Source organism: Thioclava sp. 'Guangxiensis' (assembly GCF_045348365.1).
Classification (GTDB): domain Bacteria; phylum Pseudomonadota; class Alphaproteobacteria; order Rhodobacterales; family Rhodobacteraceae; genus Thioclava; species Thioclava kandeliae.
Genome location: NZ_CP155825.1, coordinates 45,844 through 66,894 on the forward strand (window position 1 = coordinate 45,844; position 21,051 = coordinate 66,894).

At 64.7% G+C, this 21,051-nt stretch carries 13 protein-coding genes; 4 read left to right on the top strand and 9 right to left on the bottom strand.

The annotated features are described in order from the left end of the window. Positions 1-38: 38 nt before the first annotated feature. The 6 genes from glgX (ABEB22_RS20420) to glgB form a co-directional block, all read right to left on the bottom strand. Complete coding sequence (gene glgX / locus ABEB22_RS20420; RefSeq protein WP_349294795.1) at positions 39-2,144, bottom strand: glycogen debranching protein GlgX; 2,106 nt, start codon at positions 2,142-2,144, stop codon at positions 39-41. 5 nt (positions 2,145-2,149) lie between these two features. Further along, positions 2,150-3,349, bottom strand: a complete 1,200-nt coding sequence (locus ABEB22_RS20425) for a sugar phosphate nucleotidyltransferase (protein ID WP_349294796.1) — start codon at positions 3,347-3,349, stop codon at positions 2,150-2,152. A 165-nt stretch (positions 3,350-3,514) separates the two neighbouring features. Continuing rightward, positions 3,515-5,635: a glycogen debranching protein GlgX gene (glgX, locus tag ABEB22_RS20430; protein ID WP_349294827.1), complete on the bottom strand. Its 2,121-nt coding sequence runs from the start codon at positions 5,633-5,635 to the stop codon at positions 3,515-3,517. A gap of 56 nt (positions 5,636-5,691) precedes the next feature. Continuing rightward, positions 5,692-7,167, bottom strand: a complete 1,476-nt coding sequence (gene glgA / locus ABEB22_RS20435; protein WP_349294797.1) for a glycogen synthase GlgA — start codon at positions 7,165-7,167, stop codon at positions 5,692-5,694. A gap of 39 nt (positions 7,168-7,206) precedes the next feature. Beyond that, complete coding sequence (gene glgC / locus ABEB22_RS20440) at positions 7,207-8,478, bottom strand: glucose-1-phosphate adenylyltransferase (RefSeq protein ID WP_349294798.1); 1,272 nt, start codon at positions 8,476-8,478, stop codon at positions 7,207-7,209. A gap of 37 nt (positions 8,479-8,515) precedes the next feature. After that, entirely contained in the window at positions 8,516-10,690 is a 2,175-nt protein-coding gene (glgB, locus tag ABEB22_RS20445) for a 1,4-alpha-glucan branching protein GlgB (protein ID WP_349294828.1), read from the bottom strand. A gap of 472 nt (positions 10,691-11,162) precedes the next feature. Here glgB and ABEB22_RS20450 point away from each other — a divergent pair, with 472 nt between their 5' ends. From ABEB22_RS20450 to ABEB22_RS20465, 4 genes are all read left to right on the top strand, one after another. Next, positions 11,163-12,782: an alpha-amylase family glycosyl hydrolase gene (locus tag ABEB22_RS20450; protein ID WP_349294799.1), complete on the top strand. Its 1,620-nt coding sequence runs from the start codon at positions 11,163-11,165 to the stop codon at positions 12,780-12,782. A 157-nt stretch (positions 12,783-12,939) separates the two neighbouring features. After that, positions 12,940-14,787, top strand: coding sequence for a malto-oligosyltrehalose trehalohydrolase (gene treZ / locus ABEB22_RS20455; protein WP_349294800.1), 1,848 nt, complete (start codon positions 12,940-12,942; stop codon positions 14,785-14,787). A 2-nt stretch (positions 14,788-14,789) separates the two neighbouring features. Then, complete coding sequence (treY, locus tag ABEB22_RS20460; protein ID WP_349294801.1) at positions 14,790-17,135, top strand: malto-oligosyltrehalose synthase; 2,346 nt, start codon at positions 14,790-14,792, stop codon at positions 17,133-17,135. Between the two features lie 84 nt (positions 17,136-17,219). Further along, positions 17,220-17,903: an IS6 family transposase gene (locus ABEB22_RS20465; RefSeq protein ID WP_349294802.1), complete on the top strand. Its 684-nt coding sequence runs from the start codon at positions 17,220-17,222 to the stop codon at positions 17,901-17,903. Between the two features lie 235 nt (positions 17,904-18,138). Here the strand turns inward: ABEB22_RS20465 and glp are convergent, their stop codons facing one another. From glp to ABEB22_RS20480, 3 genes are read right to left on the bottom strand one after another with little or no spacing between them, the layout of a single operon-like run. Continuing rightward, a complete protein-coding gene (gene glp / locus ABEB22_RS20470; protein ID WP_406871232.1) occupies positions 18,139-19,338 on the bottom strand; it encodes a gephyrin-like molybdotransferase Glp in 1,200 nt (399 codons plus the stop codon). A gap of 50 nt (positions 19,339-19,388) precedes the next feature. Continuing rightward, positions 19,389-20,723 carry an FAD-dependent oxidoreductase gene (locus ABEB22_RS20475; protein ID WP_349294804.1) on the bottom strand — a complete coding sequence of 445 codons (1,335 nt, stop codon included), beginning with the start codon at positions 20,721-20,723 and terminating at the stop codon, positions 19,389-19,391. Beyond that, entirely contained in the window at positions 20,720-21,031 is a 312-nt protein-coding gene (locus tag ABEB22_RS20480) for a 4Fe-4S binding protein (RefSeq protein ID WP_349294805.1), read from the bottom strand. The genes ABEB22_RS20475 and ABEB22_RS20480 overlap by 4 nt, the downstream gene beginning before the upstream one ends. Positions 21,032-21,051: the final 20 nt, after the last annotated feature.

Sequence of the window (21,051 nt, forward strand, 5' to 3'; positions counted from 1 at the left end):
GATCGTAGCACCCAAGGCCAGGCAACCTGACAAAGCCCTCAGGCGTCAGTCGGGGTGAACACCATGACGCTTTGCTCGGGCAGCGTGGCAACGGTCTGGACCGGCCCTGTTTCAGCGGTGCTGGCGTCCGCGCTGTTCCAGACGGGATGCCACGCCCCCTCGGGAAGCCGGAATTCAGCCTCGGGCCCTGCATTGAGAATGATCAGCAGGCTGCGGCGGGCGGCAGGAGTGTCAAACGCGTCACCGGAGTTGCGCGAAAGCTGCATGCCGAACACCGGCAGGGCGGCATCATTCCAATCATCGGGGGTCATCTCGCGGCCCTGCGGATGCAGCCAGAGAACCGCCTCGACCCGTTCCGCAGCATCGGGTGCACGCGCGAACTGTAGCGGCGCCAGAAGATCGACATGGTCCTTGCGCAGGCGTGTCAAAGCGCCGACGCAATCGATCAGGTCGTCCCGCGCGCTTGTCCAGTCGATCCAGCCGATCTCGTTGTCCTGACAATAGGCGTTGTTATTGCCGCCCTGACTGTTGCCCAGTTCGTCGCCCGAAAGCAGCATCGGCACGCCCTGCGACAGGAACAGCGTCGACAGGATCGCCCGAACGCGGCGCAGGCGGGCGGCGGTGATGGCCGGATCATCGCTATGCCCCTCGGCGCCCATATTGTCGGACAGGTTGTTGGAGTGCCCGTCGCGATTGTCCTCGCCATTGGCATCATTGTGTTTTTCGTTATAGCTGACCGTATCCCACAGGGTAAAACCGTCATGCGCCGCCACGAAATTGACAGAAGAGGTCGCGGGCCGGTGCGAATGGTCGAACTGCACGGGGCTGCCCACAAGCCGTTGCGACATGCGCGCGACCTTACCGTGATCGCGGCGCCAGAAGCCACGGGTGTCATCGCGGAACTTGTCGTTCCATTCGCGGAACGGCCAAGGGAAGCCGCCCACCTGATAGCCGCCATCGCCGATATCCCATGGCTCGGCGATCAGCTTCACGCGGCTGAGAACGGGGTCCTGCCGGATCGCGGCGAAGAAGGCGCCCTCGCGCTCGAAACCGTCGCTCTCGCGCCCGAGGGTCGAGGCCAGATCGAAGCGGAACCCGTCGACATGCATCACCTGCACCCAGTAGCGCAGGCTGTCCATCACCATGCGCAGGACCATAGGATGCGCGACATTCAGCGTATTGCCGCAGCCTGTCGTGTCATAGCAATGGCGCCGGTCTTCGGACAGCAGGTAATAGCTGGCATTGTCGATACCCTTGAAGGACAGGGTCGGGCCCAGTTCGTTGCCCTCGGCGGTGTGGTTATAGACCACATCCAGAATGACCTCGATCCCTTCGCGGTGGAAGCGCTTGATGGCGTCTTTCACCTCGCGCAGGCTTTCGCCGGTCAGATAGGTGCGGTTCGGGGCGAAGAAGCCGATGGTGTTGTAGCCCCAGTAATTCGACAGACCTTTCTCGATCAGGTAGCGGTCCTGTATCATGGAATGCACGGGCAGAAGCTCGATCGCCGTCGCCCCGATCCGGTGCAGGTGGCGGATCACCGCATCCGAGGCCAGCCCGCGGAAGGTGCCCCGATCGGCCTCGGGCACGTCGGGGTGGCGCATGGTCAGGCCTTTGACATGCGCCTCGTAGATCAGGCTGTCCTGCCAGCGCGTGTTCAGGGCGCGGTCGGCTTCCCAGTCGAATTCGGGGTCGGTCACCACCGCTTTGGGCATGAAAGCGGCGCTATCGCGGGTGTCGATCTCGCGGTCGTCGCCCCCCACAGGATAGCCGAACAGTGCGTCATCCCATTTCAGAAAACCGCGCATTTCCATCGCATAGGGATCGAGCAGCAGCTTGTTGGGGTTGAAGCGGTGCCCCTCTTCGGGGCGATGCGGCCCGTGCACGCGGTAGCCATAGGCCTGTCCCGGCGCGACGCCCGGCAGATAGCCATACCAGATGCCGCCCTCGGTCGAGGGCAGCTTGACGCGGTGGGTCTCCTGCTGCCCCGTTTCGTCGAACAGGCACAGTTCCACATCTGTCGCATGTTCGGAGAACAGGGCGAAATTGGTGCCATTGCCATCATGTTGGGCGCCCAGACTGTCGGGGCGGCCCAGTGTCAGGTCAAAGGCGGGCAGGCCGGTATCGCTTGGAGAGAAGTCGCGCATGGGGTTCAGACCTTCAGAAGGCGGGGGAGGGATGCCGCTTTGGCGCTGGTGGCCCAGACCGTCGCGGCGGGATAACGTCGGGGGCGGGCCTCGGCACGACGCAGGAGCATTCTGGCCGTGACAAGGGTCGTGCCGGCATCGGTGCGCCGGAACCAGCGGGCATCTTCCTCGGGATCCTCGCCGATCACGATCCCCGCCGGCAAGGAGGCGCGCGGCCCGATGATACAGTCGGTCAGGCGGCAGTCCTGCGCCACATGGGCGCCGGGCAGGATGATGCTGCCTTTCGATCCGCGCAGGCTGGCCGACCATGGCGCCGCCGGCGATGTCAGAAGCCCGCGCGGCACCAATCCACGCCGCAGGTCAAGCTGGGCCTTGCGATAGGCGTCAAGCGTGCCGACATCGCGCCAGTAGGCGGTGCGACCATCGGGAAGATCGGGCAGCGCATAGGCCGAAAGCGCGCCCTGTGCCAGGGCCTCGGGCAGGATGTCATGGCCGAAATCATGCCGGCTGTCGGGCCGTTTCGCATCCGCGATCAGGACCGCGCGCAGCCACGCCCAGTCGAACACATAGATCCCCATTGATGCCAAGGCCCACGAAGGATCGTCCGGCATCACGGGTGCCACTTTCGGCTTTTCATGAAAGGCCGTGACATGGCGCTGTGCATCCACCGCCGCGATCCCGAATTCCGAGGCGTCTTCACGGCGGACCGGCGTCACCGCCACGGTTGCCGCAGCCCCGCTTGCACGATGGGCCGCGATCATCGCCTCGAAATCCATCTGATAGACGTGATCCGCCGCAAGGATCACCACATCGCGCGGGCTCTGGGCGTCAATCTGGGCGATATTGCGGAACACCGCATCGGCGGTGCCATTATATCCGGTTTCGTCCTGTGCAAGCGTCGGCCCGAAACGGAGGGACAGCCTCTCGAACCGGTTTGCCCAGCCATCCTGCAGGTGGCGTTCCAGCACCTCCGGCGCATATTGCGTGGCGACAGTGACCCGACGCAGACCGGATTGCACAAGCGATGACAGCACGTAATCGACAATCCGGCCAGTGCCGAAAGGCACGGCGGGTTTGCACAGCGTCTCGGTCAGTTCGAACAGGCGCGATCCACGCCCGCCAGCCAGCAGTACGGCGTGGCAATCGGTGAAGGTTGCGGGATGTGCATTCGGGAAATCAGGCAGCCTTGCGTCCTGAACGGTCATAACTTCTCCTCCCCAAGAAGTTGGGTTTCATCAGAATGTCGGGAATCAAAAAGCGGTGTAGAAATCGGCTTTTGCGGTGAACGCCGCGCTCAGGCGATTTGTTCCGCCCACGCGCGGCGTTTCCGTCCCAATTCTAGAAAAATTTTAACCATAATCCGGCACCCCTCAGAGAGAGGCGTCAAAGACCGCGACGCTGTCGCCCGAAACATGGACCGCCTGCGCGGGTGCGGCCAGAAACGCGGTGGCTTGCGTGGCCCGCGACGTATCAAGGATCTGCCGCCAGCGTCGTCCTTCAGGTGGTTGCGGCAGGCTCACCTGCACGTCGTCTCCGGCATTGATCACTGCGAACAGGACGTCATCGCTCATCGAATAGACCGGCGTGGTCGAGGCGGCGCGCAATTCAAGGCAGAGCGTCCGGAACTCGGGGTCATGCCAGTCCTCGACGCTGGGGGAGCTGCCATCGGCCTTGCGCCAGAACACATCGGCGATACCGTCGCGCTGGCGCGATTGCGCATGCAGGAACAGTTTCTGCCGCAGCACGGGGTGGTCGCGACGCATGCGGGCAATCCAGCTGACAAAACGTGCAAGCTCTTCGTCGGGGCGGTCCCAGTTCACCCATGCGATCGCGTTATCCTGCGCATAGGCGTTGTTGTTGCCCTCTTGGCTATTGCCGATTTCATCGCCCGCCAGCAGCATCGGCGTGCCCTGCGACAGGAACAGCGTGGCCAGCATATTGCGTTTGCGGCGCGCGCGCGCGGCCAGAATGGCCGGATTGGAGGTCGGCCCCTCGACGCCCAGCCCGTCGGAATGGTTGGGCTCGTGGCCGTCGCGGTTTTCCTCGCCATTGGCCCAGTTGCGCTTCACGGTAAAGCTGACGACATCCTCAAGCGTGAACCCGTCATGCGAGGCCAGAAAATTGACCGAAGACGCCGCAGAGCGCCCGCTATGGTCGAACAGTTCCGCCGACCCCAGAAGCCTGCGCGCCAGACCCGAGGTCGTGCCCCTGTCGCCCTTCCAGAACTGGCGCACGTCATCGCGGTAACGGTCGTTGAGTTCCATGAACGGATGCGGCCATGCGCCAAGCTGGTAGCCGCCCGGACCCAGATCCCAGGGCTCGGCCACCAGCTTGACCCTGCGCAGTACCGGATCCTGCCGCAGCGCCCCCAGAAAGCCGCCATGGGTGTCGAACCCGTCAGGCCCACGCGCCAGCACGGTGGCCAGATCGAAGCGGAACCCGTCGACATGCATCACCTCGACCCAGTAGCGCAGACTGTCCATGACCATCTGGAGCACGGCAGGATGGCGGGTGTTCAGCGTATTGCCGCAGCCGGTATCGTCGATGTAATAGCGCGGATCCTCTGCCAGCCGGTAATAGGCGCGGTTGTCCAGCCCGCGAAAGCACAGCGTCGGCCCCAACTGGTTGCCTTCGGCGGTGTGGTTATAGACCACATCAAGGATCACCTCGATCCCTGCGCTATGGAACCGCCGGACCATGGTCTGGAATTCCCAGATCTCGCCATCACACAGGAACCGCGGATCGGGGGCGAAGAAGCCGATGGTCTGGTAGCCCCAGTAATTGGTCAGCCCTTTTTCGGCCAGAAAACGTTCGCTCAGATGGGCCTGCACCGGCATAAGCTGGATCGTCGTGACCCCGATCCGGTCCAGATGGTCCAGAACCGGCTGGGTTGCCAGCCCCAGAAACGTACCACGCCGTCTGCGGTCGATCGCGGGATGCGCGGCGGTCAGCCCTTTGACATGAGCTTCGTAATGCACCGAAAGCGAGCGGCGATGGCGGGGCGGGCGGTCATCCCCCCATGCGAAACTGCTGGTGTCGCAGACCACGGCCTTGGGCATGGCGAAGGCGCTGTCGCGGGTGTCCTGTCCCAGATCGCTGCGCTGGGTGCCGGGGCGGTAGCCCAGAAGCGCGTCCGACCAGCGCAGCCGCCCCGCGATCTTGCGCGCATAGGGGTCAAGCAGCAGCTTGTTGTGATTGAAGCGCAGCCCCTCTTCGGGGCGATGCGGGCCGCGCACCCGCCAGCCATAGACCGTGCCCGGCAACAGCCCCGAGACATAGACATGCCAGATATCGCCATCGCGCTCGCGCAGCGGGATACGGGCCAGTTCGCGCTTGCCATCGGGCGAGAACAGGCACAGATCCACCGCCTCGGCCTCGGCGGAGAAGACGGCAAAATTGACCCCGCCCCCGTCGAAGGACGCGCCAAGCGGCTCGGGCCGGCCGGCGGACAACCCGTGATGGGGCAGCTTCGAGGGGATGGTGTCGTGCATCTGCGACCGGTTGGCGCGGGGCGCGAACAGCCGCGGATCCCGCGTGCCTTGCGGGCTCATGCCACACGCTCCTGCACAAGCTGCGCATAAAGCGCCGCATAGGCCGCGCCGGACCGGTCCCATCCGAAATCGGCTTTCAGGCCGTTTTTCTGGATCTGGCGCCAAGCGCGCGGATCGGCATAGAGATCGCAAAGCTGGGTCAGCGCGATGGCAAGCCCGCCCGCATCCATGCGCGGCAGCACGATCCCCGTGGCGACCTTTGCCGCCAGCGAGGCCGGATTGGCCGCGATCACCGTATCGGCCAGCCCGCCGGTGGCGGCAACAACCGGCACCGCGCCATAGCGCAGGGCATAAAGCTGCGTCAGGCCGCAGGGTTCGAAACGCGAGGGCACCAGAAGCGCGTCGGCGCCTGCATAGATCTGATGGGCCAGCGGTTCGTCAAAGCCGCGCAAGAAGCCGACCTGCGCCGGATAGCGCGCCGCCAGTGCGGCATACTCCGCCTCGAGATCGGCATCCCCCGATCCAAGCACCGCCAGCCGCCCCCCCCGCGCCAGAAAATCGGGGATCACGGGCGGCAGAAGATCCAGCCCCTTTTGTCGCGTCAGCCGCGACACTACCGCCGCCAGCGGCCCTTCACCAAGGTCCAGACCAAAGCGTTCGGCCAGCGCGATGCGGTTGAGCTTGCGCTTCTCGATCCGCGTGGCGGTGTAATTGGCCACCAGCGCCGCGTTAGTTTCGGGCGACCAGCTTTCGGTATCGATCCCGTTGAGGATCCCCGCAACCGGACGGGGCAGGGCCGCGATGACCCCTTCAAGCCCCATGCCGAATTCGGGCAGCTCCAGCTCTGTCGCATAGCGCGGCGAGACGGTAGTGACCCGCGTGGCAAGCGACAGCCCCGCCTTGAGCGCCCCGATCTTGCCCCAGAACTCTGCCGGCCCTTCTGGCGTAAACAGGGCCGGATCCAGCCGCAACCCCTGCAGCCGCTCGGCCGGCGCAAGCCCCTGAAAAGCGATATTATGGATGGTCAGCACGCTGGGAATATCAAGGCCCGCCTGTTGCAGATAGGCCGGCACCAGTCCTCCCTGCCAGTCATGGGCATGCACCAGATCGGGGCGCCAGCCATCGGCCAGCCCGTCACGGCAGATCACCATGGCCGCCCAGCACAGCGCGGCGAACCGCTCGGGGTTGTCGGGATAGTCGCGCCCGTCCGGATCCAGATAGGGCCCGCCCTCCCGCGTGAAAAGATGGGGGGCTTCGAGAGCCAGGACCTCGGTCTGGCCACAGGTGCCGGCGATGATCTGCCCCGTGCCACCAAAAAGATCGGGCAGATCGCAGACGGGCGTCGGATCGTCAAGCCGCGCGCCCAGCCCAGGATAGGCGGGCAGCAGCACGCGCATCCGCCAACCATGCGGGGCAAGCGCCAAAGGCAGCGCCCCCGTGACATCGGCCAGACCACCGGATTTGATCAGGGGAACACATTCAGAGGTTACCGACAGTATCTGTCCCGCATCCGCGATGGTCTTGGTCATCATGCACTCGTTTCTTTCGTCAGGCCCGTTCAAACACGCGTCTCAGCCATGGCCCGCGCGCCAGCGGTCGATCATCCGTCGGGTCACAAGCGTGACGCCGCCCTCGCTGACACGGAACCATTTCGCATCTTCTTCCGGGTCTTCGCCGATCACAAGCCCTGACGGAATCTCCACATTGGCATCCAGAATGACTTTCGACAGTCTCGCATGCCGATTGACCACACTGCCCGGCATTGCGACGACCTGAAACAGCTCGGCGTAGGAATGGGTGCGCACGCCGGTAAACAGCAGTGATTCCCGCACCTCGGTGCCCGAGATGATGCAGTTGCCCGACACCATGGACGAAATCGCCGATCCGCGGCGCCCGTCCTCGTCATGGATGAACTTGGCCGGTGGCGTGATCTCGCCATAGGACCAGATCGGCCATGAGGTATCATAGATGTCCAGCTCAGGGGTGAATTCGGTCAGCGCGATACTTGCGGTGTGATAGGCATCCAGCGTGCCGACATCGCGCCAGTAGATCACCTCGCCATCGCCCGATGTCACGCAGCTATCCTCGAACAGATGCGCCATCGCCTTGCCCGAACGCACGATCTCAGGGATCAGGTCATTTCCGAAATCATGGCTGCTCTTGCTGTCGCAGGCATCGCGCGTCAGCAATTCGCGCAGGAAGGCCCAGCGGAACACATAGATCCCCATCGAGGCCAGCGCCTTGTCGGGGGCGCCGGGCATGGCGGGCGGATCGGCGGGCTTTTCCAGAAAATCCGTGATGCGGCGTTCCTTATCGATGGCCATCACACCAAAAGCAGAGGCCTCCTTGCGCGGTACGGTCAGGCAGCCGACGGTGACATCGGCCCCGCTTTCGGCATGCTCGCGCAGCATTACCTCGTAATCCATCTTGTAGACATGATCGCCCGCGAGGATGATCATGTATTCGATATCGTAACTGTCGATAATCGCGATATTCTGCGTCACCGCATCGGCGGTGCCGGCATACCATTTGTCCTCGGACACCATCTGCGAGGCAGGCAGGATATCCAGATATTCGTTGCGCTCGGCACGGAAGAAGTTCCAGCCGCGCTGGAGATGGCGGATCAGCGAATGCGATTTGTATTGTGTTGCAACAGCCAGCTTGCGGATGCCGGAATTATAGGCGTTGGACAGGGCGAAATCGATGATCCGCATTTTGCCGCCAAAATAGACCGCCGGCTTGGCGCGCAGATCGGTCAGCTCTTTCAGGCGGCTGCCGCGCCCGCCGGCAAGGATGAAGGCCATTGAAAGGCTGGCCAGTCTTTGATGGGGATTGTAATGCATGGACAGGCCCCTCCCAAGGCCGGGGGTGAAAGGCCTCTCAGGCAGAAAGCTCTGGCTGGGAATCGGCTTTCAGAAACAGGACGGAAAGCGGCGGCAGGGTCAGGCAGGCCGAGGTAGGACGCCCGTGCGAGGTCTCTGGTCCGGCGATAACCTCGCCCATATTGCCGCCCCCGCTGCCGCCATAGCAGGCCGCATCGGTGTTCAGGATCTCGCGCCAGCGCCCCGCCACCGGCAGGCCAAGACGGTACCCGCAACGTTCGACCGGTGTCAGGTTGCAGATCACCGCCACCAGCCCGCCCGCGTCATCCTTGCGCAGGAAGGCCAGTACCGATTGCTGCGCATCATCGGAAACCAGCCATTCGAACCCGTCCGCCCCCAGATCGTCGCGATGAAGGGCGGGGGTTTCGCGATAGATCCGGTTGAGATCGCGCACCAGCGACTGCGTGCCGGCATGTAGCGGATGATCCAGTAGATACCAGTCAAGGCTGCGGTCATGGTTCCATTCGCGCCCCTGCGCGAATTCGCAGCCCATGAACAGCAGCTTCTTGCCCGGATGCCCCCACATGAACCCGTAATAGGCGCGCAGATTGGCGAATTTCTCCCAGCCATCGCCGGGCATCTTGTCGATCATGCTGCCCTTGCCATGCACGACCTCGTCATGGCTGATCGGCAACACGAAATTTTCCGAAAACGCATAGACCAGCCCGAAGGTCAGCTGCCCGTGATGATGCTGGCGGTGGACTGGATCGCGGTGGAAATAGTCCAGCGTGTCATTCATCCAGCCCATATTCCACTTGTAGCCAAAGCCCAAGCCCCCCTCATGCACCGGTCGCGACACACCGGGAAACGAGGTGCTTTCCTCGGCAACCGTCATCGCCTCCGGCATCTGGGCATAGACCTCGCGGTTCATCTCCTGCAGGAAGCTGATAGCTTCGTAATTCTCGCGCCCGCCATCCTTGTTGGGCACCCATTCGCCCGCAGGGCGGGAATAATCGCGATAGAGCATTGAGGCCACGGCATCCACGCGCAGCCCGTCCACGCCATAGACATGCATCCAGTAAAGCGCATTGGCCACCAGAAAGTTACGCACCTCGCGCCGGCCATAATCATAGATCAGGGTATTCCAGTCGCGGTGGAAGCCCTCGCGCGGATCGGCATATTGATAGAGCGCGGTGCCGTCGAGCCAGCCAAGCCCGTGCGGGTCCGTCGGAAAATGTCCGGGCACCCAGTCGAGAATGACACCAAGACCGGCTTCTTGCGCGGCGCGGATGAAGGCGGCGAAGGCCTCGGGCGTGCCATGGCGCACGGTCGGGGCATAAAGGCCCACCGGCTGATAGCCCCAGCTGCCATCAAAGGGAAATTCCGACACCGGCAGCAGTTCCAGATGGGTAAAGCCCATATCGCGGGCATAGCTTACCAGTTCCTGCGCCAGTTCATCATAGCTCAGACGGCGGTCATCCTCTTCGACCTTGCGCCGCCACGATCCCAGATGGACCTCGTAGATCGAAACGGGCTGTGTCACATCCTGCGCCCGATTGCCCGCCTTTCGCGCCTGCGGAAGGCGCCGCACGACCGAGGCCGTGGCGGGGGCATGTTCCGCCCCGAACCCGACCGGATCGGCCTTTTGCGGCAGCCGAACCTCGCCCGGACCGAGGATGTCGTATTTATAGGTCGCGCCCTCATGGATATCGGGCAGGAAGATCTCCCAGACGCCGGTGGAGCCGCGCGCCCGCATCGGGTGACGGCGCGCATCCCACTGGTTGAAATCTCCCACCACCGACACCCTGCGCGCATTGGGGGCCCAGACGGCGAAGGCGGTGCCCGTCAGCCCTTCATGGGTGCAGGGATGTGCCCCGAGCTTCTCCCACAGCCGCAGGTGGCGCCCCTCCGAGATCAGATGCTCGTCCAATGCCCCCAGAACGGGCGGCAGGCCGTAAGGGTCGGCCCATTCCCAGCGGCCGCCATAGCCTTCGCCACGCAACCGGTACTGGCGTGTAAGGGTCACATCCTCCGGCACAGGGTCCAGCACGAAAAGACCACCGCCCGAAGGCACCATCTCGATGGCGGCGCCGGGGCCCTTTCCGCCGGTCAGGCACCACATCCGCTCCGCCCCCGGATCGAAGGCACGCAAGACGCGCCCGTGAAGGCCCATAACGTCAAAGGGGGCGCCGTGACGGCCCTCGCGCAGCGCGCAGGCCTCCGTCTCGGACATGGGCGAGTGTGATGGCAGGTCTGCGTCCTGCGTGCCCGTCTTCCGCTTGCGGGCCGGCGCCTTGCGCAGGGCGGCTTTTGCAACGGGGGCAGGGGCGGAAGATTTTGGCATGTCAGCGGCAGCGGGCTGGCCGGAGGTGTCTTGCGCAGCAGGGGCTCTTTTGGCAGGGCGCTTGGTCTTCCCTGATCGTCCGTCCGACATGGTCTTCTCATTGCCCCTTGGTTGCGCAGGGTCGCACCCCTCTGACACAGGCCAACGCCGCGCGGGCAGGCTGGTTCCATGGGAAGTGGCGGGATCTGTCCTGTCTGTCGGTCGGGTCTCCGACTTGTGCCCAAGTTCTCATCCCGACCGGTCTTATTCATCCCATCCTGCGCTTTTCCGCAGCCAAAGCAATTGAAATAAAAGCCGGATGCGCCATCCTCCCAGGACAGGCAGCCAGGAACGGCCTGCCGCTTTCTGGGGAGGCAGAGCAATGGTCACGCAGGACAAGGTGGCGCCGTGGTGGCGGGGGGCCGTACTGTATCAGGTCTATCCGCGATCCTATCAGGACGATAACGGTGATGGGATCGGCGATCTAACAGGGATCACGCGGCGGCTTGACCATATCGCGGCGCTGGGATGTGACGGGATCTGGCTTTCTCCGTTCTTCCGTTCGCCGATGGCGGATATGGGCTATGACGTCTCGGACTATACCGATGTCGATCCGATGTTCGGCACGCTGGAAGATTTCGATGCGCTGATGGCGCGCGCCACCGAACTGGGGCTGAAGATCATCATCGATCAGGTTCTCAATCACAGCTCGGACCGCCACCCGTGGTTCCGCGAAAGCCGCAGTTCGCGCGATAATCCCAAGGCGGACTGGTATATCTGGGCCGATCCCCTGCCGGACGGATCGCCACCCAATAACTGGCCGGCGGTCTTCGGCGGGCCGGCATGGACATGGGATGGCACGCGGCGGCAGTATTACATGCACAGCTTCCTTGCCGATCAGCCCGACCTGAACTACCGTAACCCCAAGGTGGTCGAGGCGGTGCTGGACAGCATGGCCTTCTGGCTGGATCGGGGCGTGGCCGGTTTCCGGATCGATGCCTGCAACCATATGAGCAAGGATGACAAGCTGCGCAACAATCCCGCGCAGCCCTTCAAGGATGCGGCGCGGCCATTCAACCATTACGACTGGCAGCAGCAGATCTATTCCAAGAGCCGCCCCGAGAACCTTGATCTTCTGCGCAGGATGCGCGCCTTGGCCGACCGCTATGACGATATCCTTCTGGTGGGGGAAATCGGGGATGCGGAACGCGCGATCGAACTGATGGGCCAGTATACTTCGGGCAATGACAAGCTGCACATGGCCTATTCCTTCGACATGCTGTCATCGGTCTATACGCCCGAGCATTTCCGCAAGGTGATCGAGGGATTCTGGACGGGCGCGCCGGAGGGCTATCCGCTCTGGTCGATGTCCAACCATGACGTGGTGCGCCATGTGACGCGGTGGGCCGCCAAGGATGCCGGAGGCGATGCGCTGGCGCGGCAGGCCATCTCGTTGCTGACCGCCTTCGAGGGTGCCCTGTGCCTGTATCAGGGCGAGGAACTCGGGCAGGAACAGACCGACCTTGACTATGAAGAACTGACCGACCCGATGGGCCTGCGCTTCTGGCCGGCCGATAAGGGGCGTGACGGCTGCCGCACCCCGATGGTCTGGGAGGCGTCACTGCCTAATGCAGGTTTCGGAGAGGGCATGCCATGGCTTCCGGTCAAACCAGCACAGGCCGCCCGCGCGGTCGATCTCCAGGCGGGCAAAAGTAGCAGCGTACTGGAATTCTATCGCGCGGTGATCGCCCATCGCAAGGCCACGCCTGCGCTGGCCTCTGGGCGGATGAAGATCACGCAAGCCGAAAATCCCGTCCTGCGCTTTACCCGTGGGGACGGGGCAGAGGCGGTCGATTGCATCTATAACCTGTCCACCGGCACCCAGTATCTGCCCTGTCCGGACGGTGCACGGTTTCTGGGGCCATCGCAATCGGCCAGCATCACAGAGGGCCGACTGACGCTTGGCCCGAATGGCTGGGCCCATCTTGTGACAGGCGCATAACCCCTGCTGCAGGATATTTTGCGGCGCGGCGGGAACTGACGACCCCGCTGCCCGTTTGGTGCAAGGCTGATGTTCGGGCAAAGACCGGACAGCACGCCTCCCCCTCTTTCTTCGCGATGACATTCTGCCTGTGACTTTCAGCATATGGGATCTGCCGATGACGTCTTTCTCTGCCATGCACGACTCTGGCCTGCCCAACATGTCGACCCGCCCTCCCGAAATGCAGGCCGAACCGCGGGCCGGCCATAGCTGGGGGGTGCGGCCGGTCGGGGTCGCACAGGACGGGGACCTGTGCTGGAGCGCCGCGCTATGGGCGCCCGAGGTTGCAACTGCGGATCTTGTGGTGGACGGTGCACGCCATCCGATGACCAAGGGCGCGGACGGTGTCCATCGCGCCAGCGTCAGCGCCAAAGCAGGTCGGCCCTATGGCTTCGATGTCGGGCAGGGGCTACGACCGGACCCTGCCGCGCGGGCGCAGATGGGGGATGTGCACGGACCCTCGCGCCTGAGTGATCCGCAATATGACTGGCCCGAAAGCGAGAGCCACTGGGCGGGGCGTCCGTTCGAAGAGGCGGTGATCCTCGAACTCCATATCGGGCTGTTCACGCCGCAGGGCACGTTCCGCGCCGCCATTGACCGGCTGCCGGAACTCGCGGCGATGGGGATCACGGCGATCGAGATCATGCCGGTGGCCCAGTTCTCGGGGGTGCGCGGCTGGGGATATGACGGGGTGCTGCCCTTTGCGCCCCATAACGCCTATGGCCCGCCAGAGGACCTGAAGGCGCTGGTCGCGCAGGCGCACCGACTCGGCCTCGCGGTCATTCTGGATGTGGTCTATAACCATTTCGGGCCGGACGGGGCCTATCTACACGAACTCGCTCCCGCCTTTTTCGACCCCGACAGATCGACGCCTTGGGGCGCCGGTATAAATTACAGCCAGCCGGCAGTGCGCGCCTTCTTTCTTGAGAATGTCGCGATGTGGATCGGCGAATTCCATCTTGACGGGTTGCGCATCGACGCCGCGCACCAGATCAAGGATCACTTTAGCCCGACTATGCTGGAAGAGATCGCCGCAACGGCTCGCGCCTGCGCGCCGGATCGCGGCCTCTGGCTGATCCTTGAAGACGAGCGCAATCTGGCGGCCCCCTACCGCCCCGAGGGCCCGTTCGATGCGCAATGGAACGACGACTATCACCACGCCCTGCATTGCCTGCTGACCGGCGAGGACGAAAGCTATTACGCCCCCTTCGCCCATGCGCCGCTCGACGATCTTGTGACCGCGCTCGGGGAAGGTCAGGTCGATCAGGGCCAGCCGCGGCCCGCCGATGCGCCCGCAAGGGGTGTGTCTTCGGGGCATCTGCCGCCGCGCGCTTTCGTGGTGTCGAACCAGACCCATGATCAGGTCGGAAATCGCGGCCATGGCGAGCGTCTGATCAGCCTTGTCGGCGACGAGGCGGCACGGGTGGCGCACGGGCTTTTGCTGGTGCTTCCCTTCACGCCCATGCTGTTCATGGGCGAGGAGGCCGGAGAAACCGCCCCCTTCTGCTTCTTCGCCGATTTTCCCGAGCCGATGGCCGAAGCCACCCGAAAGGGCCGCCAGAAGGAATTCGAGCGCTTTGCAAGCTTTTCGGGCAAGGTGCCGGACCCGATTTCCGCCGACACATTCCGGATGTCGCGCCCCTATCAGGGCCCCGCGCTGCGGCAGAAAGAGTGGGGCAATCTGACGGGGGAGTTTCTGGCCTATCGCCACGCGCAGATCGTGCCGCTTCTTAAGGCCTCGGGGGATCGTGCGATTGCGGAAATGGCACAGATCACCGCCATCGGGCCAAAGGCGCTCCATGCCCGCTGGGCGCTTCAGGGCGGGGTGCTGGAACTGGCCGTGCGCTTCGGGCCGCAGTCCGAGACGCCGTCATCGGAGTTCAGCCTGTTTCCCGCCGATCTGGCCATCGGCGACTGGCAGTCCGATCCCTGCGCCTTGCGCGTCCGCTGTGTGAAAGAGGCCTGATCATGACCGCATCCCGTCTTCCGCCCTCTTTGCAACATGCAACCGCCAGCTACCGGATCCAGTTGCGCAATGGTGTCACCTTCGATGACGTCACCCATTGGCTGCCCTATCTGGTCGATCTCGGGATCAGCCATCTGTATCTCTCGCCGGTTTTTACTGCCACCAGCGGCTCCACACATGGCTATGATGTGACCGCGCCGGACGAGATCGATCCGGCCCTTGGCGGGCACGCGGGTTTTGTGCAAATGGCCCGTGCCGCGCAAGCCGCCGGCCTGTCGGTCATTCTGGATATCGTCCCCAACCATACCGCGCTCAATTTCGAAAACCGCTGGCTGCGCGATGTGCTACGCTTTGGTCCGCAAAGCCGCTATGCACGGCATTTCGACATAGACTGGGCGGCGGGGCCGTTCCTGCTGACCATGCTGGGCGCGCCTCTGCCGCAGATCCTGCAGGAGGGGCAGGCGGTGTTGGTGGACGAACCGGACGGGCCGGTGCTGCAGATTGCAGGCCTTTCGGTGCCGCTTGATCCGCAAACCGTGACCGGCCAGCCTTCCGGCCTGACAGCGGGCCCGCTTGCCGCCACCGATACGGCCGCGCTGCTGGCGCGCCAGCACTGGCAACTGGTGCATTGGGAGCTGGAGCGTGACAGCATCCGCCACCGTCGGTTCTTCAATGTCACCTCGCTGATCGGCATGCGGGTCGAAGACCGGACCGTGTTTGACGACATGCATGGCTATCTTTTTTCGCTGGTGGATCAGGGGCTCGTGCAGGGGCTGAGGGTGGATCATATCGACGGTCTGGCCGACCCCGAGACCTACCTTGCGCGGCTGCATGAAAGGCTGCCGCAATGCCCTGTCTGGGTCGAGAAGATCCTCTCGGGCGAGGAAGAACTGGACACGGACTGGCCGGTTGCGGGCACGACCGGTTATGAGGCCGCGCGGGCGATTGCTGCGGTGCTGGCCGCGCCGGAAGGCGTCGCTCGGCTACAGGCGGACTGGGCGCGTGTCACAGGCCGGCATGGCGATTTCGCCGACGCGCTTGCGCAGGCCAAGCACGAGGTGCTGCGACAGGAACTGCCTGCCGAGCTGTGGCAGCTGACCGGCCTTGCCGCCCGCGCGCTGGCACATGATCTGCGGGTCGCAGCCGGCCCCGAGATGCTGCGCGAGGCGCTTTCGGCGCTCCTGGAGGCCATGCCGCGCTACCGTACCTATTTTACCGAGAAAGCGCCACGCCCGCAGGATCTGGCGCTCTGGCGCGATGTGACCGATCAGGCCGCCGCAAGCCTGCGCAGCGACACCGTGCTGCGGGCATTAAGCGAACGGATCGGCCGCGGCCCGACCCCCGAGGATCGGGCGCTGCGGGTGCGCTTCCAGCAGATTTCCGGTGCGCTGATCGCCAAGTCGCTGGAAGATACCGCCGGTTTCCGGTGTACGCCCTATCTGGCCGCCAATGAGGTGGGCGCCGAGCCGGACGCGCCCGCGATGCCGGTGGCCGTGTTCGAGCGGTTCTGCCAGGCGCGACTGGCAGACTGGCCGGCGGCACTGACCCTGACCTCTTCGCATGATACCAAACGCTCCGAGGATGCGCGGATGCGGCTGGTGGCGCTTGGCCACCTGCCCGATGATTTCCTGCAGCTTTACACCGAAATCAGCGGTCTGCCCGAGGCCGAGGGGGTCGCCCCCGCGACGGTCTGGTATCTGGCGCAAAGCGCGATTGCGCTGTGGGAAGAGGGCGCGCCGGAGAAAGTCCCTGATCTTGGGGACCGTTTGGCCCGCCATATGGAAAAGGCCCTGCGCGAGGCGAAGGAGGTCACCTTCTGGGCGCATCCGGTGGAGCATATCGAACAGCCTGTCTTCGCGCTGGCCCGTGCCGCGATGGCCTGTCTGGCGCAGGCGGGGGCCGCGGTGGAGCCCGCGCTGGCACGGATTGTGGCAATGGGGGACAGTTTGTCGCTCTGCCAGACTGCGCTCAAGCTGGTGATGCCCGGCATTCCCGACCTCTATCGTGGCTGCGAGGGCGCGCGGTTCGAACTGACCGATCCCGACAACCGGCGTCCTGTCTCGCTTGCGGGTCTGACGGCGCTGCAGACCCCGAGCCTGCAATTGCAAGGCAACGAGACGCTTGCGCGCCGGAAAATGCAGCTGGTGCAGGCGCTTTTGGCACTGCGCAAAAAGCACCCCGCGCTGTTTCTGGGCGGGGCCTGCGAGATCCGCGAAACGGGCAGGGGGCTTGAGGTCATGCGGGGTGGGCAGGCGCAGGGGCTGCGTCTGATGCTTGATCCCTATGGCCGCGATCCGGTGAACTATAGCGTCATGGACGAGACGACCGAAGCCATCGCGCCCCTGTAACGGGGGGTTCTGTCGCAAATCTTACGGTTTTGAATTTTCTTTGATATTTTCGCTTGGCCAATTGGTTGCGAAGGAGCGGACGGCATGATCGATTTCAAGGGAGCGCATTATCCGAAGTCAGTAATCTTGCAAGCCATCTTTTTCTACGTCCGCTATGCAGTCTCCTATCGGGATCTCGAGGAGATCCTGGTCGAGCGCGGCGTCATGGTAGACCACGCCACGTTGAACCGCTGGGTGGTGAAATACGCTCCGCTCATCGCCGCAAGAGCGCAAGAAAGAAAGCGACCGTCGGCCAAATCGTGGCGGATGGACGAGACTTACATCAAGGTCAAGGGGCGTTGGACCTATCTTTACCGTGCCGTGGACCGCAACGGACAAACCCTTGATTTTATGCTATCCGAGCGCCGCAATCTGGCCGCTGCCCGGCGATTTTTTAAACGCGCGATTGCGGTGAATGGGGTGCCAGAGCGCGTCGTCATCGACAAGAGCGGTTCCAATCTGGCCGGGCTGCACGCCATTAATGTTATTCTGAAATTTACCGGATGCGGGCGCATGATCGAGATCCGTCAGGTCAAATATCTGAACAACGTCCTCGAGCAGGACCACCGCTTTATCAAGCGGATCACGCGCCCGATGATGGGCTTCAAAGCGTTCCATTCAGCTGCCGCGACCATCGCTGGCATCGAGGTTGCGCACATGATCCGTAAAGGGCAGATTGCCGCTAATGGCGCGACGGCTTGCCAGACCTTCACCGCCCTCGCAGCATAATTCTGTCCTCGGGCTGGGCTATTCTGCCTCCAAGCAAACTTTGCGACAGAACCTCACAGAGAGCTTGCAGAGTTGCTAGCAGCGTGTCCACGACACGGCACATCTCCGCCAGCTGCTGCCAGTCTCGGCTGTTTCGGGAGAAGCGTATCTGCCGCATCAGGAGGTCCTGGACACGAAGCTTTCCGCCTTGCCGAGCGTTTCCCGGGATCGGTCAGAAGTCATTGGGCTGAAATGTTCACAGCAATAGGACCTCGACCCGGGCCTCGGAGGCGAGATCTCCGGGACCGGGCGGGAGCAGGGCGATACCCTCTGCACGGGCCAGCGGCGAAAGGCTGGCCGAGGCACCGCGTCCGCAAACATGGGCTAGCACCTCTCCGCCCCCGGGCTCGGGGATGAGGGCCACCGGGAGGAATTCGGCCTGGGCGCGCAGCGGCCCCGGCGGCGCGGCAAGCCGGTGCCAGGCCAGCCTTGCGCCGAAGAGCGGGCCGCCCAAGGCTGCCTCGATCGCCGGCCGGACCAGAAAGAGGTAGCCGATGATCGCGGCGAAGGGATTGCCAGGAAGGGTGAAGACCGGGGTGCCCGACAGCTGGTAGAGCCCCAGCGGCTTGCCCGGGCGCATGCGGACACCGTGAAACACCCGCACGGCCCCGGCCCGGATCAGAGCTTCGGTGGTCGGATCCGCCCGGCCCACGGAGGCACCGCCGGTGACCAGCACCATGTCAGCTTCCGAGGCCGCCCGGAGCAGGATCTGGGTCAGCCTCTCCGGGTCGTCGGGCAGGGCGCCGAATTCGCGCAGGTCCAGTCCGGCCCGGTCAAGATCGGCCAGCAGGAAGGGGTGCAGCGCATCGTGGATCTGTCCCGGGCCCAGGGGCGCGCCGGGGCGGACCAGCTCTGACCCGGTGGTGATCAGCGCGATGCGCTGCGGCCCAGTCACGTTGACCTGCGAGAGACCGCTGGCAGCCGCCTGCGCGATCAGGCGGGCGCTGATCACAGTGCCGGGCGGGGCGAGCACGGTGCCCGGCGCGATGTCTTCTCCCTTGCAGCGGATGTGGCGCCGCTGGCCGGTCTCTTGTGGCAGGAGGACATGTGCTCCCTGAACGCGGGCGCGTTCCAGCGGGACGACCAAGTCTGCGCCCCGGGGCAGGGGGGCACCGGTCGCGATGCGCCGCGCCGTACCGAGCCGCAGAACGCCCGGGGCATCGCCGGCCAGCACCTCGCCCTCCAGCGGCAAGCCGGTGGTGGCGGCGCGGGCAAGGGACGCGCGGTCCAGGGCAAAGCCGTCCATGGCGGCATTGTCGAAGGGCGGCACGGCATGCTCCGCGATCAGCGGAGCCGCCAAGACCCTGCCTCGCGCGGCGGACAGCAGGAGGCGCTGGTTCCGGGCCACAGGCTGGACGGCAGCACGCGCCAGCGACCGGGCTTCCGACAGATCCACCGGAGGGGTCCGCGCAACGGGCTGCCCCGCTCCGAAGCTGAACCGGTCGTTCACGTCGGAACGCTTTCGTGGTGAGGGACTGCCATGCCCGCAAGCATATCCGCAACGCGGGTGGCCTTGCGGCGCGGCCGCCCGACAGCGCGCCCGGCCGCCTGCTCTGCCAGGTCGAGAGCCCGCCACTGGTCAAAGCCGACCGATCCTGCGGGGGCCTCGGGTAGGTGGCGGACGGGCAGGTGGCCCGGCAGGTCCGCCAGCAGCACCGAGACCGTGGCCAGGCTGTCACCGCGGTTGGTGCCGATGGTGCCGGAGGCTCCGCGCTTGGCCCAACCGGTCACGTAGAGCCCCGCAATCCCGGGCGCGGGCATGCTCACCCGACCGGAGAGGTTGGGAATGGCAGTGTCTTCAGTCGCCAGTCCCGGCAAGGGGCGGACCCGGTAGCCGATGCAGCCCACCACCAGCCCGCAGGGCAGCACCTCTTTCTCTTCTATGGCGACGGCTCGCTGCGCGCCGGGGGGGCCTTCCAGCCGGGTCCGGCCCAGCACCGCAGCGCGCAAGCGCCCCGGGCCTTCCAGGGCCAGTGGCTGGCGGTTGAAGAGGAACCGGCAGCTGCGCGCCGCGCCGGGCGCGGTGTCGCGGATCGCCGGGAATGTCGCGAACATGGAGCGGGTCAGCGCGGCCGTGGGCGCCGCGAGCTCTTCGGTGCAGGCGGGGCCAAGGGTCAGGCTGTCCTCCGGGATCGTTACGTTGACGCCGGGCAGGCTACCGAATTCGCGCAGCTCCTTCGCAGTAAACCGCGCTTGCGCCGGGCCCCGGCGGCCGATGACCAGCACCTCGCGCAGCCGGCTTTCGGCCAGCTGTTCAAGCGCGTGATCGGCAATGTCCGTGCCGCGCAGCGCATCGACCGGCTGCAGCAGGATCCGCGCGACGTCGAGCGCGACATTGCCCTGGCCGACCACCAGAGCGCGGTCCTGCGAGAGATCCACCTGCAGGTCGCGATGATCGGGATGGCCGTTGTACCAGCCGACGAAGTCGCGGGCTGTGTGGCTGCCCGGCAGGTCGTCGCCAGGAATGCCCAGAGGCTGGCCCTCTTCCGCGCCGATGGCTAGGATCACGGCATCGTATTGCCACCGCAGTTGGTCGAGAGGTAGGTCGCGGCCTACCGTCACATTGCCTAGGAAGCGCAGGCCGGGCCGGGCGGCGATCCCCTCGAAGAGGCGGGTGACGGACTTGAGCTTCGGGTGATCGGGGGCGACCCCGTGGCGGACCAGGCCGAAGGGCACCGGCAGTCTTTCATAAAGATCGACCCGGTGGCCCGCGTCCAGCAGGGCCTCGGCGGCATAGAAGCCGCTGGGGCCGCTGCCCAGGATGGCGACGAGGGCGCTCATCCTGCAAGACCCAGCTCTGCCCGCCGTGACTCGGCGGTAGGCAAGGGCGGTTGCGGGGTGGTGATGGTCGGCGCGCCGACCGCCCCTTCCGCGTTGACCGCCAGCCAGTGGTCCTCTTCCGGGCCGAGCTCGAAGGAGTCGCGGATGGCGCCCACCGGGCAGACCGGCACGCAGCCGCCGCAGTCGATGCAGCCCGCCGGGTCGATGAACAGCATTTCCGCTCCGATGTGAAAACAGGCGACGGGGCAGACGCTGACGCATTCGGTGTAGCGGCAGTTTCGGCAGTTGTCGGTCACGACATGGGGCATGGGGTCTTCCTTTCCTTTGA

What these genes read in the sequence shown, in the direction of transcription:
- ABEB22_RS20475 (WP_349294804.1), bottom strand. Translation starts at nt 20,723, where the DNA reads ATGAGCGCCCTCGTCGCCATCCTGGGCAGCGGCCCCAGCGGCTTCTAT.
- treZ (WP_349294800.1), top strand. Translation starts at nt 12,940, where the DNA reads ATGACGTCTTTCTCTGCCATGCACGACTCTGGCCTGCCCAACATGTCG.
- glgX (WP_349294795.1), bottom strand. Translation starts at nt 2,144, where the DNA reads ATGCGCGACTTCTCTCCAAGCGATACCGGCCTGCCCGCCTTTGACCTG.
- ABEB22_RS20450 (WP_349294799.1), top strand. Translation starts at nt 11,163, where the DNA reads ATGGTCACGCAGGACAAGGTGGCGCCGTGGTGGCGGGGGGCCGTACTG.
- ABEB22_RS20425 (WP_349294796.1), bottom strand. Translation starts at nt 3,349, where the DNA reads ATGACCGTTCAGGACGCAAGGCTGCCTGATTTCCCGAATGCACATCCC.
- ABEB22_RS20465 (WP_349294802.1), top strand. Translation starts at nt 17,220, where the DNA reads ATGATCGATTTCAAGGGAGCGCATTATCCGAAGTCAGTAATCTTGCAA.
- glgC (WP_349294798.1), bottom strand. Translation starts at nt 8,478, where the DNA reads ATGCATTACAATCCCCATCAAAGACTGGCCAGCCTTTCAATGGCCTTC.
- glgB (WP_349294828.1), bottom strand. Translation starts at nt 10,690, where the DNA reads ATGTCCGAGACGGAGGCCTGCGCGCTGCGCGAGGGCCGTCACGGCGCC.
- glgX (WP_349294827.1), bottom strand. Translation starts at nt 5,635, where the DNA reads ATGCACGACACCATCCCCTCGAAGCTGCCCCATCACGGGTTGTCCGCC.
- ABEB22_RS20480 (WP_349294805.1), bottom strand. Translation starts at nt 21,031, where the DNA reads ATGCCCCATGTCGTGACCGACAACTGCCGAAACTGCCGCTACACCGAA.
- glgA (WP_349294797.1), bottom strand. Translation starts at nt 7,167, where the DNA reads ATGATGACCAAGACCATCGCGGATGCGGGACAGATACTGTCGGTAACC.
- treY (WP_349294801.1), top strand. Translation starts at nt 14,790, where the DNA reads ATGACCGCATCCCGTCTTCCGCCCTCTTTGCAACATGCAACCGCCAGC.